This window comes from Neobacillus drentensis (assembly GCF_036965645.1).
In the GTDB taxonomy this organism is placed as follows: Bacteria; Bacillota; Bacilli; order Bacillales; family Cytobacillaceae; genus Neobacillus; species Neobacillus drentensis_D.
Genome location: NZ_JBALPZ010000043.1, coordinates 1 through 14,230 on the forward strand (window position 1 = coordinate 1; position 14,230 = coordinate 14,230).

Genomic DNA, 14,230 nt, shown 5'->3' on the forward strand with positions numbered 1-14,230 from the left:
ATCGGGGGTATAATGAAAAACAATTTTATTGATTTCTCGATCAGTTATTTTAGAAAGAATATCTTGAATATTAATTTCCTTTTTAAAAATGATATCAAAAATATCAATTTGATTTTCATCCTTTTTATAGATTACGATAACATCCTCACGCTCTAGATAATAAACATCGTTGTTAAAAACGTGCATACAGTAAAACATTAAAACCCCTTGTGTATTTTCCATTCCAAACAGTTTAGATACAGGTAATCTGTCGGCCGCAAATTCATAAATAAAATGAAGATCCTCGGTATTGTGACCATTAAGTTTCCGAATAGCAGAAACATCTGCTTGACTCGGTGTAAATTGCATGGAAAATTGATATTCATTAACTGGCTTAAACCCAAACTTTGGGTAAAAATCTAAAACCGTTTGGTTGGCAAATAAGTACATATAATCGTACTCATTCTCATATTCATCTAGTATTTTGTTCATTAAACTGGCAGAAAGGCCTCTCTTTCGATAATCAGGATGGGTCATAACTGTGCCAATCTGTAATGCATTTTTTTTCTCACCATTAATAACTAAATTAAGAACGTTAACCGAAACATTTGCGACAACTTTACTATCATCAATATAAGAAAAAGGGATATATCGGTTATTCCAAAATCCTACTTGGTACCAACCTTCAAAATTAATGCCAAATACCTTCGCAGCAAGTTCATTGAAACTTTTTCTAAGATCCTCATTATGCTTATAATCTTTTAAATATTTAAGTTCCTTCATATTTCGTTCCCCTTTTGGTTTTTCAATTGCTTCCTTACTTCCACTAATCGTTCCATCCCTATCTATGAAAACCGCTTGAATATCTATAAAAACTACCTGCGTTCATTGTGTTCAACATAAAGTATTCGATTATATATGATAAAATTCATTGAGAGGTAAACCTGCCAGAATATGATATACTCATAGAGGAGGTGAATTATGGAAGGGAATCAAGAGGTGCCTGAAAAATGGTATAAGAAACCCCACTGCATAATCATTATAAAAATAGTAATCCCTCTCATTCTTGTAATTATTCTACTTTTTGTAAAGATGATCTGGCAAGATACCATCCTCTCCTACACCCAGGAAAACAAGTGGTTTATACTTACTGTATTTTCAGCTGTCATCCTCTACATAAGTTGGGCCTTTAAAGACTTTTTTACCAGCCATAAACAAAATCTTCGCAGAACATGGTATTTCTTGTTTATTGTTGGGGTGGTTCTGCTCCTCAATCAAACCGGTTTTGATGTGACAGAGTGGCAACGTTATACATTGTTAGCAGGAATGTTCATTTTTATTGATTTAGCCTTGTTTCTTACTCCATCTATCAAGAAAATCGGCGGGGCTGAAATGGAACAAATCAATGAAGTTGAAAGTGTCAATGAAGAAATGAAGAAAGTCATTGCTCAAACTCAGAATAGAAGTTTACAATTTACATATCTTCTGGACATGATCCAAATATCCTCTTTTGAAACGCAGGAATGGGCTGAAATAGAAAGTTATCGGGAGAGTTTAGAGGATTTTTTATTTTCATATGGTGAAACTTGCAGACAAGAGATTACCGTCTTCAAGAAGGATCATGACACTCATTTTAAACAAGAGGTTGGTACAGTACTTGGAATCAATCTTACTGAAGAACAAATGAAATCCATCAATGACAATACTGTGGTCCATATTAACAAGCAAACAGTTCTTATCCCCTACCTGGAAAAAGTTTTTCCAGTAGTCATTTCGATCGAATCGGAAAAAGAACATGTGCTGGATATAGATATAGATCACATCATTAATCTGGCTTTGATCCATAGCTGGTTGAAAAAAACACAAGAAGAACAAACGAATTGGCAAACATTGTAGATAAACAAGTGTAGGTTTGATAAAATGAGGGTAAAGATAGGAAAGGAGTGGATTATATGCCAGAGCGTACGAACAAATCAGAAGCAAATGTAGTAACTATAGTTGGAAGACGCAGCGGTAGAGTGAAGTCTCCTTTTTTACAAGAGAAGGCTACTCGAACAATTCCACGAACTTCTCCATCATTGTATACACGGGAATTATTTAAGAGAAGTGACGAAGCTGTAGATCGCTTAAAAGATAGCCGTTACGCAAAATAAGATGATAAGACAGGAATAATTCCTGTCTTTTTTGATTAAAACCTACATAATTTGACCATACCAACAGTATATATATGGACAGGGATTTGTATGGGAGATGATCATGTGGGAGTAAAAAAGAAGAAAAGCCCTTTTTTAACCGATAAGCCCTCTGGAACATTGCCAAAACGGGATAGAGATGAAAGTTTACTATTAAATTTAAATGAGAAAATAAAAGACAATATTGATAAATTAAAGAAAGGCAGATAGGGTTATGATTATCCCATCCGCCTTTTTTTGTTTGTCTACTGTTTTACCAAGTTTGGTTATAACAACCTACTGATTAATAATAGAATTCATGGTTTTAGAATCAATGGTTATCTGAATCTACTCATAACTTAAATCCCTGGACCAAACTGATGCCCAGCGTGAGGATCCCATAGCTGTTGCTCTGGTTATGCTATGGTATGCACCTTAGGAAAATGATGAGCCTTTCCATAAAATTGACAACGGATATACTTCATGCTTTGAGGCAGTTTGTCGTCCAATATAGTTCTAAATTATTGGCATTAGCTAAAATTTAGGATGTTCATTCTCTTTTAGTATTCTTTCCTTGAAATGATTCGTACTTTGAGACTTCAATTATGGTTTCCTCGATTTCAGTTACAAACGTATCAAATAATGGAAGATTATCTGTTATGATAAAGTTCTGTTTATCTATAGAATTAAGTAATGCAATAATCGCTTTAAATTTCAGATCATCATAATTTGGAACTATTGTTTCTCCAGATAGTTCTCCTTCAACTTCAAGTTTTCCATTTGTATCTTCCATTGTAAATTTAAAAGTATGTATTTTCTCTGTTCCCACAGAATATGCCTTCTTCCTTATCAATTATCACACATCATGAATATAGATGGCACACCTAAAGGGCGCCTTTTTACGTTCAATTTTTCTTGTACCCTTACTGTCGGTTAAAGTAAATTCAGCTCCGTATTTTCCTGATGCACTTGCTTGATCGCGTGATGCTTCCGCATCGTTAAATTCAACGGACCGACTGTCTTGTTACCTTCACCTTCAACGTTATTATATCCAAATAAAGCCTCTCTATTTTTAAGCGGCTGTGGTATTTTTCATAAAATCACGCCCTTTTGCAAATTCTATATTTGTTAAAAACTAAAATAGCAAAGGAGTTTTATTATGCAAATGATGCAAAATAATCAACCGCCTATTCCCAACCCGCCAAGAGCCATTACCACAAAGGATCTTTTATATTTAAAGGATGCAATGTCATGGGAGTTGCTTGCATTTAAGAAATTTCATTCTATGGCACAGCAAGTACAAAATCCACAATTTAAGCAAGCACTCGACAAAGTCGGCCAAATGCACCAAAATCATTTTCAAAGAATCCTTGGTCACCTACAAGTGGATAATAATGCAGCTTTAGCAAGCTTACCTAATACACAATTACAGTAATTTCAAAAAAGAAAACGGAGGTTAAGTGATGCAAAACCAACAATCACAACAAAACCAAAACAAGAATCAAATCGCCAATCCGCAAACTGGTGAACTGCCAAAGGTAAAAAGTCCGGAAATGAACGATCGTGACTATGTTAATGATGCGCTTAGTACCTGCAAATATTTAACTGACAGCTTAAATATTGCAGTTCGCGAAGCCAGCCATGAACAGCTGCATCAAGAATTACTGCAAATACTTAATGAAACACATCAAAGTAGCCGTGAACTGTATAACTTAATGTTCCAGCATGGCTGGTATAAGCTTGAGGCAGAAGAACAACAAAAAATTGATCAGGCCTATCAGCAATTTAACAACTATTCTTCACAATTTCCATACTAAGATGAAAGCCTAGTGTTCTAGGCTTTTTATTTTATCCACTTCTTAATCCCGCTCAAGTCAAAATAAAATAGCAGAATAATCTTTCCTAGCTTATTTTCACTTCTTGAAAGCGTTCTAATCGTTACCGATCAAGGAATCGTCACGATTGGACTAATGAATGAATTTTTGGAAGACCTGCAAGGTGAAAAGATTAAGTAAGTAATCTATGACAAAACGGTTCCGAATCCCACAATCGAAAATATTGAAGAAGCATTCCAAATGTACTCGGAGTATAACTGTCAAGCGATTGTCGCATTTGGCGGAGGCTCCCCGATGGATTGTGCGAAGGGTGTAGGTGCCCGGGTTGTTAAACCGAATAAAACCATTCCACAAATGAAAGGATTATTAAAAATTTTAAAGAAGCTCCCTCCCCTCTTTGCGATTCCCACCACAGCTGGTACAGGCAGTGAAGCTACCCTGGCTGCCGTAGTCTCTAATAGCAAAACCCATGAAAAATATGCCATAATGGATACATCACTCATTCCGCATTTTGCCGTATTAGATCCCTTGTTAACAGTTAAACTCCCCCCTCATATCACCGCTGCAACGGGGATTGATGCTTTGACACATGCGGTTGAAGCCTATATCGGCAGAAGTAATACGAAGGATACGACGCAGTACAGTATTGATGCTGTAAAATTAATTTTTGAAAATCTCGATGAAGCCTACTCGAACGGGACCAATCTTACAGCACGATCGAATATGCAAAAGGCGGCTTATCTGGCTGGAATGGCTTTTACCAGAGCGTACGTGGGTTATGTACATGCCATTGCCCATACCTTAGGCGGGTTCTATTCGGTTCCTCATGGGCTTGCAAATGCCATCATCTTACCATATGTCCATGAGTACTATGGTGATTCTGTCTATAAGCCGTTAGCAGAACTTGCAGAAGTCGTCGGCATTGCGGACCCGGAGAACTCCGTTGCACAAAATGCTGAGAAATTCATAGAGGCAATTAAAAATTTGAATGAGAGGCTGGACATACCTAAAAGTGTAAATGGCATTCTTGAAATTGATATTCCGGTTATGGTGGAACGGGCCATTGCGGAAGCAAATCCCCTTTATCCTGTTCCGCGAATTCTCCATAAGGATGACATGTTTCAACTTTACCAGCTCATAAAGGAATAGCATCTTTCTTTCAAGTTGGAATAAAAAAAGGTGGCTAAAGAATGGAGACCTATCGTTCTCTCCTTAACAAGCAAAAATCATTTTTCAAAACGGAAACAACTAAAAATGTTGGTTACCGTATTGAAGCCCTGCAAAAGTTACGAACTGCCATTAAAAAGAATGAAAAAACTCTAATGGAGGCTTTAAGAGCCGACTTAAATAAATCAGAGTTTGATGCGTACACATCAGAAATCGGGTTTGTTTTGGAAGAAATACGTTTTACGATGAAACATCTGCGATCATGGGCAGCCCCCAAAAAGGTTAAAACACCGGTAACCCATATTGGGTCGAACAGTTATATTTATCCTGAACCATATGGTGTGGCTTTGATTATCGCCCCATGGAACTATCCATTTCAATTGGCAGTGGCGCCATTAATTGGCGCAATTGCCGCTGGAAACTGTGCCATCATCAAACCATCAGAATTAACACCGAAAACATCCGAAGCCTTAGAGAGCATAATAAAAGAAATTTTTCTAGAGGAATATATTGCGGTCGTTCAAGGCGGCGTCGAAACAAGTCAAGCCCTGCTGAATGAACCGCTTGATTACATCTTTTTCACCGGAAGTGTACCTGTAGGAAAAATGATTATGGAGTCAGCTGCAAAACATTTGACCCCGGTAACACTAGAACTGGGTGGAAAAAGCCCTTGTATTGTTCATGAGGATGCCAATCTTAAATTGGCTGCTAAACGGATTGCCTGGGGGAAGTTTACGAATGCGGGACAAACCTGTATCGCCCCGGATTATCTTTATGTTCATAAAAGTATTAAAGATGTGTTTCTCAAGCAATTTAGGGAAACAACACTTGAATTGTATGGAAAAGAGCCTTTAAAGAATCCTGACTTTACGCGGATTGTCAGTGAAAGGCATTTTGATCGACTTTCTTCATTTTTGGACAATGGGCAAATATTTATGGGTGGAAATACCGATAAGGAACGATTAACAATCGAGCCTACCGTTTTAACTGATATCACCTGGGAAGAATCCATTATGCGGGATGAAATATTCGGTCCTCTTCTTCCCGTGCTGGAATATGGGGATTTATCAGAGGTAATTGAGGGCATTCATAGCCATCCGAAACCACTTGCCCTCTATATCTTCACCGAAAATAACAATATCCAAGAGGAAGTCTTAAATAAAGTCTCCTTCGGGGGCGGCTGTGTCAACGATACTGTTTATCACTTTGTCTCTCCATACCTTCCGTTTGGCGGTGTCGGAACAAGCGGGATCGGAGCCTATCATGGAAAAGGGAATTTTGATACGTTCTCGCATCAAAAAAGTGTCCTTAAACAAACAACAAAGTTTGATATACCGTTCCGTTATCCAAATGTTAAGAACGGACTGGGAAAAATCAAGTTATTTATGAAGTAAAATAAAAAGCCTGACCTCCAGAAGAGTGAGGCCAGGCTTTTTATAATGACAAAGGCTGAGTTTTATTGTTCCTAATGACTAGCACAGAGGATACTATAAATTATCAAGTATATTTTCATTTTCAGTTTCTTCGTTAAAAGTCAGTACCTCTTCAACTGGTTGATAGGATTCGCCATAGAAGCGTTTGTCTTTATAGGTATGAATTAAATTATAAGTTTTTTTCATGGCATCAAATATGATTTCTTCTGACTCATTATGTGGAGCCCAATAAAGTATTTCCATTTTATTAATTTCATATGTAGCTAAAGACCTCCGTGCATATCCAATTGACTCTGCATGTTCAAAACCTTCTCGCTTATAAAAACGAAGCCGTTTTGCTGTATCACTGTCTTCATAGTTCACCGGTTCCACTTCAAGAATAATCGGTTTCTCTCTGTGCTTCATTTTTTCTATAAGTTTATGACCGAGTCCCTGACCACGGGCATTTTTAGATACATAAAGGTAATCGATGAAAATAAAATTATCAAGCTCTACATACATTAAAACATGATTCGGCCCTTCATCCTTATGATAGATATCAGAGCGTTCTTTCATTAAAGTTTCCATATGCTCTTTTGATTTCATTTCCTCAATCGGGAAATATTGATTTAATTTTTCATACCAATGCATGGACATACTCCTTTTAATATTGGTCATACCCTAAAGGAATTATGTGCTATTTGTAGAATTTCATACTAATTTTTACAGTAAAAAATCTAAAACTCAAATTCCCATTCCTCCTTAAGAATTAAGTAAAGAATAAGAAGATCATTTTCTAATTCTGTTTCTTTTTTTTCGACTAAGTCGATTCCTGTTTTAGTCAGCAGAAGGTCAGCAATCTGTTTTGTCAGCTGATTTCGTTCCTCCACTGGCAACTGATGGAAACGGCTGGCGTAGGTACTGACCAGTTTCCAATCTTTAGCTGTAAATGATTTTAACGTCCATTCATCCAATCCAAGGTCATTTTGGCTAAGGCCTCTAAGATTGATTTCTTTTTCAATAGGTGAAAGCTTCTTTTTCTTTTTGGCCTTTCGTTCATGAACGACAATCGTACCTGCAACAAGGTCCCCAAGCCGTTTATGTTTAGGATGGAAAAAGATCATGACAATACCGAGAAAATAGGCAGTTGGCAGCGAATCAATCAGCCGAACGAGATTTCGAATAAAACTGGAAAGCAATGTAATACTGTGCCCGTTTTCCTGAATGACTCGAATTCCAACCACCTTCTTACCCAGAGTCCGGCCGCCAGAAAAAAACTCGAAGAAAAAGAAATAGCCCCAATTTAAAATAAACAAACCAATCACCACAACTGCAATTGGAAAGGTACTTTCCTTAAGAAAAAAAGGTGTCGATTCCATACCATCCATAACGAAAAAAAGAATCACGATTGTCACTATATTTACGAGCATGAGTACAACCTGGTCGACAATAAAAGCGGCCGCTCTGCTCCCTAACCCAGCAATCTTAAATTGAATAGCGACATATTCTGGTGTTTTGATATCTAAATGATCTTCTGTCATCAGATTCCCCCCTTAAATCTCGTTGATTTTGTCTGTAATGGTTTCTATTTTCCTATTAATTTTCTATAATAAGGAGAAAAGTATAGAAAATTACATAGGTCCTAAAAAAGCAGGTGTCAGAATGAATCTCAAGCAATTTGTCAAAATGCACCGTGAAGATTGGAAACATCTAGAACAAATCGTTTCCCTTTTAAGTGAACGAAAAAGGGACTATACCGGTGAAACGATTACACAGTTCCATCGATTATATCAAAAGGCCGCACAAAATCTCTCCTATAGTCAAACTTATTTTCCTAATGAGGAAATAACACCCTATTTAAATGGCCTTGTTTCAAAAGCGCATAACCTATTATACAAAGACCAGGTGTCGAGCTTTAAACAGATTCGTTATTTCTTCAGCACAAAATTTATTGGATTACTGCTAGAGCAATGGAAATTTGTCATGGCCGCGATGGTTTTATTTTTAATTGGAGCGATCGGAAGCTTTCTTTCGGTTATGAATGACCCGCTCCATATATATTCGATCCTCCCAGCGGAAATTTCAAAAGGCGTGGATCCAGAAAAACTCGGAAAAGGAACTGATGCCGTTGATTCTTCCCTGATGTCAGCGAGTATTATGACCAACAATATTAAAGTCGGCATCTTTGCCTTTGCTGGCGGTATTACCTTTGGGTTGGTCACTGTTTATTTAATGGTCTATAACGGGATCATGATTGGAGCACTTGCAGCCCTATTTTGGCATCACGGCAAATCCTATGATTTTTGGGCGTATATTGTTCCACACGGAATGATTGAGCTTACAGCCATTTTTATCGCAGGCGGAGCCGGGCTTTTAATGGGCTATAAGCTCTTTGTTCCTGGCCAATACACAAGAGGCTGGCAATTAAAGCGCCATTCCAAACGGTCCGTTCAGCTGCTGCTGGGTACGATTCCATTGTTTGTGATTGCTGGAATCATCGAAGGCTTTATTACACCTGCAAAGATATCATTAGAAGCAAAATATATCGTTGCGATCCTAACCGTTGCCAGCCTTATCCTATATGTGTTAATAGGTAAACTGAAACTAGCCAAATCTCAGCCTATAAAAGATTTTGATTCATAATCTCAATATAATGAGAAACGGCTGTTACAGCCAATTTTTCCTCACGGGCCTCGATCATTTGGAGGCCCTGTTTTTCCCACTTGTTCTTTACCCGCTTTTTAATAATGACTTGCTTCTGGGCAATACTTTTTACCATTGCTTGCTGTACCGTCTCAGGTACTTCTTTTATCCTCTTTAATAAAGTCTGATCTTCCACGCCGATCATCAAAAATAAATGGCGCTGACGAAGCCGTTGCAAATAGACTAAAGCACTTTCCTCATGTAAAAAAGTGCGAACATCACTAAATAAGAGCAGCAGACTTCGTTTCTTTTGAACCGTTTCTAAATACCGTAAAACAGCTCCATAATTTGACTCAGCTGCGTCCACCTTAAGATTGTAAATAGCATGCAGAATGGTCTGTAAATGAGCCATTCCTTTAGCAGGGGGAACAAAGACATGAATTTCCTTTGAAAAACCAATAACAGAAACAAAATCGCCTTTTTTTAATGCTGCTGCCGTAACCGTCAGGGCTGCTTCTAGCGCCTTTTCTAGCCGATTTCCCTTTTTCAATTCGGCCCCCATCATTCGGCCAGAATCAATTAAAATCGTAATATATTTACCGTGTTCGGGCTCATAGTCATTTGTCATGACTTCCCTCAATTTGGCCGTTTGCCGCCAGTTAATCTTACGCGGATCATCCCCAACCACAAACTCTCGGATTTTTGAAAAATCACCAACACCGCTTCTCTGTCTGCGGATGTTTAATCCTTCATACTTTAAAAAGGCTTGAGCATTTTCTAAATATTGTTTTGTCTCGGTTAAATCTGGAATAACTTTAACCGTTGCCGTCAATGAAACGGTTGTTTGTTTTTCCCATAAACCAAAGCGGCTGCTATAGCGAAAATACAGCTTTTTTACGTCATAGCTTCCTCTTATCGCAGCTTGTGTATGATAGATAATCACTTCGGCAGAATCCTTTTGGATATGTCCCTTCAGTGGATATGGCCTTTCAAAGGATTGTGGCAGGCCGTCCAACAATCGGTACGATAGAGAATAGGGTGAGGAATTACTAACCTCAATCTCGATTGGATAAGGGATTCCTCTTTCCATTTCTTTAGGCAATGTCCGGTTAAAGTTGAGCTGCTGTTTACTAGGTGAAAATAGTAAGTCCACTAAACTCATACAAAGGGCCAAACAATTAAAAATAATAACATAAGACCAAGAGAGACCAATCATCGCACCTATTATGAAAACTAGAGAAATTATGAGGTAAACGAATAATAACCGTTTGGCAGGCAAAATCCCTCTATCTTGGAACAGGAACCGAGCCCACAAGCTCTTCAATGATTTGGTCAACGGTTGCTCCCTCCAATTCTATATGTGGAGATAACTGAATCCGATGTCTTAACGCCGGTTTGGCCACCATCTTAATATCGTCTGGCGTCACATAGTCTCTCCCTGAAATATAGGCCCAGGCTCGTGCTGCTTTGCCTATTGATATCCCAGCTCTCGTACTGGCCCCAAAGCGAATGGATTCTGACTCTCGGGTTTTACGAACGATCTGTAGAATGTAACCTAAGACCGTCTCACTAACGGTTACTTTTTCAATTTCTTTTCTTATTGCTATAAAAGTCTCTATATCCAAGATCGCTGTTAGAGGATTTTCCTCCATTTTGTTTTCAATTACCATCTTCAATACTTCCTTCTCCTCATCAAAGGAAGGAAAATCGATGTACAGTTTAAATAAAAAACGGTCCTGCTGCGCCTCTGGAAGTGGGTATGTCCCTTCAAATTCGATAGGATTTTGGGTAGCGACCACAAAAAATACATCCGGCAAATAATAGGTTTCCCCTTGGATGGTTACCTGCTTTTCTTCCATTGCCTCTAAAAGCGCTGCTTGTGTCTTAGCAGGGGTTCGGTTAATTTCATCTGCTAACAGGATATTGGTAAAGATCGGTCCCTTAAGGGTATGAAACGTACTTTCTTTCATGTTATAAATCGTACTGCCGGTAATATCACTCGGCAATAAATCCGGTGTAAACTGAATCCTGTTAAAGCTGCCTCCCAAGAGATTTGCGAGCGTTCGAACCATTTGCGTTTTCCCGGTGCCTGGCACTCCTTCCAAAAGGACATGCCCGCCTGATAGAATGGCAGAAAGAAGGAGTCTTAGATTAAGGCTCTGACCTAGGATCCGATCTTCATATCTCTCTAAAAAAGATGTTAATTCTGTTATCATGATTCAACCTCGTTTCGTAATTCCTCTAGTTTTCTCGACCACAATAGATATTCTTGCTTATTGATTTTTTCCTTGTTTAAAATGGCGGCTAAGCCGTTTAGGAATGTTTTCATCTCATGGGAAGGTATTTTTATCCATTTTCTTTCAATATAAGGGGTAAGGTCCTGCCACTCCTTACTATAAGGAACATGCCAGTGTTCCTGCAGCAGCACTTTTACATAATCGGCTTGGATTTGAAGTGAATCTTGATAACGTCTGCCTTTTAAATACCAGGCAGCAATCGCTTGTATTCCTTCATCACTAAAGCGGACCCACTCTTCCCGAGGGCTTAACAATGGACCAAACCGTTTCCCCTTATACCACAACCAGAGCATTATCAAGAATATCCCTTGAAAAATGAGGACCAAAAACCACATTGGATAAACGGTTAATATTGACGATTCGTTTTCCCCAACATGCGTATATTCATCAAACAAAAGGGTGTCCGGATTGTCTTGATTTAGAAGCTGAAAACTAAGTGGCAGATGGTCTTTTTTCAGCAATTTATCATTGGTCAACCACTCAGGGGTAATGGCAGCGATTAAATGTCCCTTTCCATAGGTTCTTTTTATGGCGATCGGACCATACGGATCAGACAGCAAAAGTTCATCGCCCTTGACAGTACGGATTCTAACATCTGAATTCACTTCTGCTTTGTAAGATTTATGGTTCTGATCCTTTACCCTCGTCCAATTCTCACTTTCAGCATGATCCTTTTCAATAAAGTCAGCTTCAAGATCAAACATTCCTTTTGGATTTGTTTGTAATAACAAGATCGTATTTCCAGCATTCATATAATCTGCATAAGCCTGCATCAACTCTTTTTCAGGTGTAAAAGCAGGTCCGACCATTACAAGCATTTGGTTTTTGTCCCAATTAGGTAGTAGATTGGGTGAATGGTTCCAGCTTTTTACGCCTTTTTCCTTTTTTAAATATGTAAATAATGCCTTGGTCCCAGTAGGAGCAGGAGAGGTGGAGACGTAATTCGGATAGACTTTTGGTTTCGGTGTAAAGGAGAAATAACTAACTCCTATAAAGAGTAGGAGAAGGATGGCAAACCAAAACCATCCACGGATTTTTGATGCATTCATTGAATACTCTCCACCCCCCTGCTTCCCAGTATATCTCTGATTTTGGTACGAAACGGTTTATATTCTTCGGGACTTACCTTACGTTCTCCATAGGCCGCATCCTCGAAGAAGTGGGCAAGTTCGTAAAATTCTTCAGCAGTTTGCTGACTCACTTTTCTTATTTCATCGTAGTAATCCCAATTGGTTTTCCATATCCTTGCCTCCAGCCATTCCCTTTCATGAAAGTAAAGAAGCATAGCTAAGAAGAGGTGTCTTGTCGATTCTGTATAATCATCAAGGGATTCCAGTTTTCCTGCCTCTTCCAAATGCCTTATGTACGTCCAATTTCTCTCTTTTGATTGAAGCGGCTTCTGATTTCGGACCAATCGATTTCGTCTCGTATTTCGAATCAAAATAAAGGCGGCGGCCCCTAACAATAAAATAACAATGACAATAATCGTAAGTAGAATGGCACTGGAAGCGCCACTTGCCGATTGAATGGAAGGGAACAATTTCTCCAGTTGCGAGGCAATCCACTCTTTGGTCTTCTCCCACCAAGTTGCAATCACCCCTTTAGAATGATTGTAATAAACTTGATACTCCTGTTTTTGTAAAATCTCTCCAAGATCATCTCGTGCTTTGACTGCATTTAACATAACCATCACCTAACATATAGGTTTTTAGATAGACTGATAATCATCAATCAATTCCTTTAAATCCTCGGCATCATTTCTTGTTTTTAAATCAAGATACATGACCCCATAGCCCGCCGAGAAAATCATCGTCGTAAATAATGATGCCAGATTGGAAATAAGGCCTAATAAAACACTGTCCCCTAATAGCGCACCAAATGTTAATTGGACGGCAACGCTTATGATGGAAACAATTAAGTAAAACACAATATATAGACCAAACAAAGCCCAAGTCCGTTTCTTCGACAGCCGCCAGCTGCGGGCGAAACCCGGTGAGACCTTATCAAGGACAACTGATCCAAAATAAAAGCTCCAGCGTGTGATTAGCAGGCCGACACCGATCGCAAACCCAATAAACAACAGAATTCCCGCCAATATCCCTAAAATAGGATGTACCGCAGCTGCTAGAGCAGCGCCTGAAAAAACGGCAATCAGAATGGGAATCAAGATGATTCCAAACAGAATAAGTCCAAATAAAATCGAACTGCCCAGCATCGGCCAGAAGCGTTGGAAGGCTTCTTTAATAACCGAACTAATCGTATACTCTTCTTCTTTCTTAATATGCTGGATGGCAAATAAAATAGCAGCCTCAGCAACCGGAAAAAGCAGGAAGCTGACTACCCCAACAACGATTAAACCGATATCAGCACTTAAACTACTGGAATCGAACGAGCCGGAGGAACTGTCCAAGTTAGAAAGGATTTGTTCGTACCATTGTCCACCTGTCCCTGTATCCCGAAAAAAGCTAGTCCCAGTGGCCATTTGAATAATCGCTTGTAGTAAATAGACAGGTCCCATAAAGACGATCAATATTGTAAAAAATTCCTTAAAGCGATTTTTGCACAAACTAAAGGTATGATCCAATATTTCTCCAAAACCCTTTGGTTCTTTAAACGTAGAATTCAAATCATTATCCCCCTAAAATATGTTTATACCATATATTCTAACAAATCTTCAGAGTAAAAACTTGTAAAAAAATACAAAAATGACCAAACTCGAACTTTTG

At 38.6% G+C, this 14,230-nt stretch carries 16 protein-coding genes and 1 pseudogene; 8 read left to right on the forward strand and 9 right to left on the reverse strand.

The window, feature by feature from the left end; translation table 11 throughout:
- Positions 1-762, reverse strand: a 762-nt coding sequence (locus V7266_RS08780) for a GNAT family N-acetyltransferase (RefSeq protein WP_335467515.1), incomplete at its 3' end; no start/stop codon positions are given.
- 198 nt (positions 763-960) lie between these two features.
- On the opposite strand from V7266_RS08780, the gene V7266_RS08785 reads away from it, so the two are divergent.
- The 3 genes from V7266_RS08785 (at position 961) to V7266_RS08795 (ending at position 2,381) form a co-directional block, all read left to right on the forward strand.
- Complete coding sequence (locus V7266_RS08785) at positions 961-1,875, forward strand: type II toxin-antitoxin system SpoIISA family toxin (RefSeq protein WP_335467516.1); 915 nt, start codon at positions 961-963, stop codon at positions 1,873-1,875.
- A gap of 56 nt (positions 1,876-1,931) precedes the next feature.
- Positions 1,932-2,132: a hypothetical protein gene (locus V7266_RS08790; RefSeq protein ID WP_335467517.1), complete on the forward strand. Its 201-nt coding sequence runs from the start codon at positions 1,932-1,934 to the stop codon at positions 2,130-2,132.
- A gap of 105 nt (positions 2,133-2,237) precedes the next feature.
- Positions 2,238-2,381 carry a hypothetical protein gene (locus V7266_RS08795; RefSeq protein ID WP_335467518.1) on the forward strand — a complete coding sequence of 48 codons (144 nt, stop codon included), beginning with the start codon at positions 2,238-2,240 and terminating at the stop codon, positions 2,379-2,381.
- A 319-nt stretch (positions 2,382-2,700) separates the two neighbouring features.
- Here the strand turns inward: V7266_RS08795 and V7266_RS08800 are convergent, their stop codons facing one another.
- On the reverse strand, positions 2,701-2,979 hold the full coding sequence (locus tag V7266_RS08800) for a hypothetical protein (RefSeq protein WP_335467519.1): 279 nt from the start codon (positions 2,977-2,979) through the stop codon (positions 2,701-2,703).
- Positions 2,980-3,315: 336 nt separating this feature from the next.
- Between V7266_RS08800 and V7266_RS08805 the strand changes: the two genes are divergently transcribed.
- The 4 genes and pseudogenes from V7266_RS08805 (at position 3,316) to V7266_RS08820 (ending at position 6,546) form a co-directional block, all read left to right on the forward strand.
- Positions 3,316-3,585: a ferritin-like domain-containing protein gene (locus V7266_RS08805; protein ID WP_176541327.1), complete on the forward strand. Its 270-nt coding sequence runs from the start codon at positions 3,316-3,318 to the stop codon at positions 3,583-3,585.
- Between the two features lie 28 nt (positions 3,586-3,613).
- A complete protein-coding gene (locus tag V7266_RS08810; protein WP_335467520.1) occupies positions 3,614-3,967 on the forward strand; it encodes a spore coat protein in 354 nt (117 codons plus the stop codon).
- 75 nt (positions 3,968-4,042) lie between these two features.
- Positions 4,043-5,134, forward strand: a pseudogene (locus tag V7266_RS08815) (iron-containing alcohol dehydrogenase).
- Positions 5,135-5,175: 41 nt separating this feature from the next.
- Positions 5,176-6,546, forward strand: coding sequence for an aldehyde dehydrogenase (locus tag V7266_RS08820; protein WP_335467521.1), 1,371 nt, complete (start codon positions 5,176-5,178; stop codon positions 6,544-6,546).
- A gap of 93 nt (positions 6,547-6,639) precedes the next feature.
- On the opposite strand, the gene V7266_RS08825 is transcribed toward V7266_RS08820, so the two are convergent.
- Positions 6,640-7,215 (reverse strand): GNAT family N-acetyltransferase, encoded by a 576-nt coding sequence (locus V7266_RS08825; RefSeq protein ID WP_335467522.1) that lies wholly within the window; start codon positions 7,213-7,215, stop codon positions 6,640-6,642.
- Between the two features lie 86 nt (positions 7,216-7,301).
- Positions 7,302-8,105: an RDD family protein gene (locus tag V7266_RS08830; protein WP_335467523.1), complete on the reverse strand. Its 804-nt coding sequence runs from the start codon at positions 8,103-8,105 to the stop codon at positions 7,302-7,304.
- 121 nt (positions 8,106-8,226) lie between these two features.
- On the opposite strand from V7266_RS08830, the gene V7266_RS08835 reads away from it, so the two are divergent.
- Positions 8,227-9,207 carry a stage II sporulation protein M gene (locus V7266_RS08835; RefSeq protein ID WP_335467524.1) on the forward strand — a complete coding sequence of 327 codons (981 nt, stop codon included), beginning with the start codon at positions 8,227-8,229 and terminating at the stop codon, positions 9,205-9,207.
- On the opposite strand, the gene V7266_RS08840 is transcribed toward V7266_RS08835, so the two are convergent.
- The 5 genes from V7266_RS08840 to V7266_RS08860 are packed head-to-tail and all read right to left on the reverse strand — an operon-like array spanning position 9,185 to position 14,130.
- A complete protein-coding gene (locus V7266_RS08840; RefSeq protein WP_335467525.1) occupies positions 9,185-10,543 on the reverse strand; it encodes a DUF58 domain-containing protein in 1,359 nt (452 codons plus the stop codon). The genes V7266_RS08835 and V7266_RS08840 overlap by 23 nt on opposite strands.
- Entirely contained in the window at positions 10,494-11,423 is a 930-nt protein-coding gene (locus tag V7266_RS08845) for an AAA family ATPase (protein WP_335467526.1), read from the reverse strand. Before V7266_RS08845 ends, V7266_RS08840 begins: the two co-directional genes overlap by 50 nt.
- On the reverse strand, positions 11,420-12,553 hold the full coding sequence (locus V7266_RS08850) for a DUF4350 domain-containing protein (protein ID WP_335467527.1): 1,134 nt from the start codon (positions 12,551-12,553) through the stop codon (positions 11,420-11,422). Before V7266_RS08850 ends, V7266_RS08845 begins: the two co-directional genes overlap by 4 nt.
- Positions 12,550-13,188 (reverse strand): DUF4129 domain-containing protein, encoded by a 639-nt coding sequence (locus V7266_RS08855; protein WP_335467528.1) that lies wholly within the window; start codon positions 13,186-13,188, stop codon positions 12,550-12,552. The genes V7266_RS08850 and V7266_RS08855 overlap by 4 nt, the downstream gene beginning before the upstream one ends.
- A gap of 24 nt (positions 13,189-13,212) precedes the next feature.
- Entirely contained in the window at positions 13,213-14,130 is a 918-nt protein-coding gene (locus V7266_RS08860) for a glycerophosphoryl diester phosphodiesterase membrane domain-containing protein (RefSeq protein ID WP_335467529.1), read from the reverse strand.
- Between the last annotated feature and the right edge of the window lie 100 nt (positions 14,131-14,230).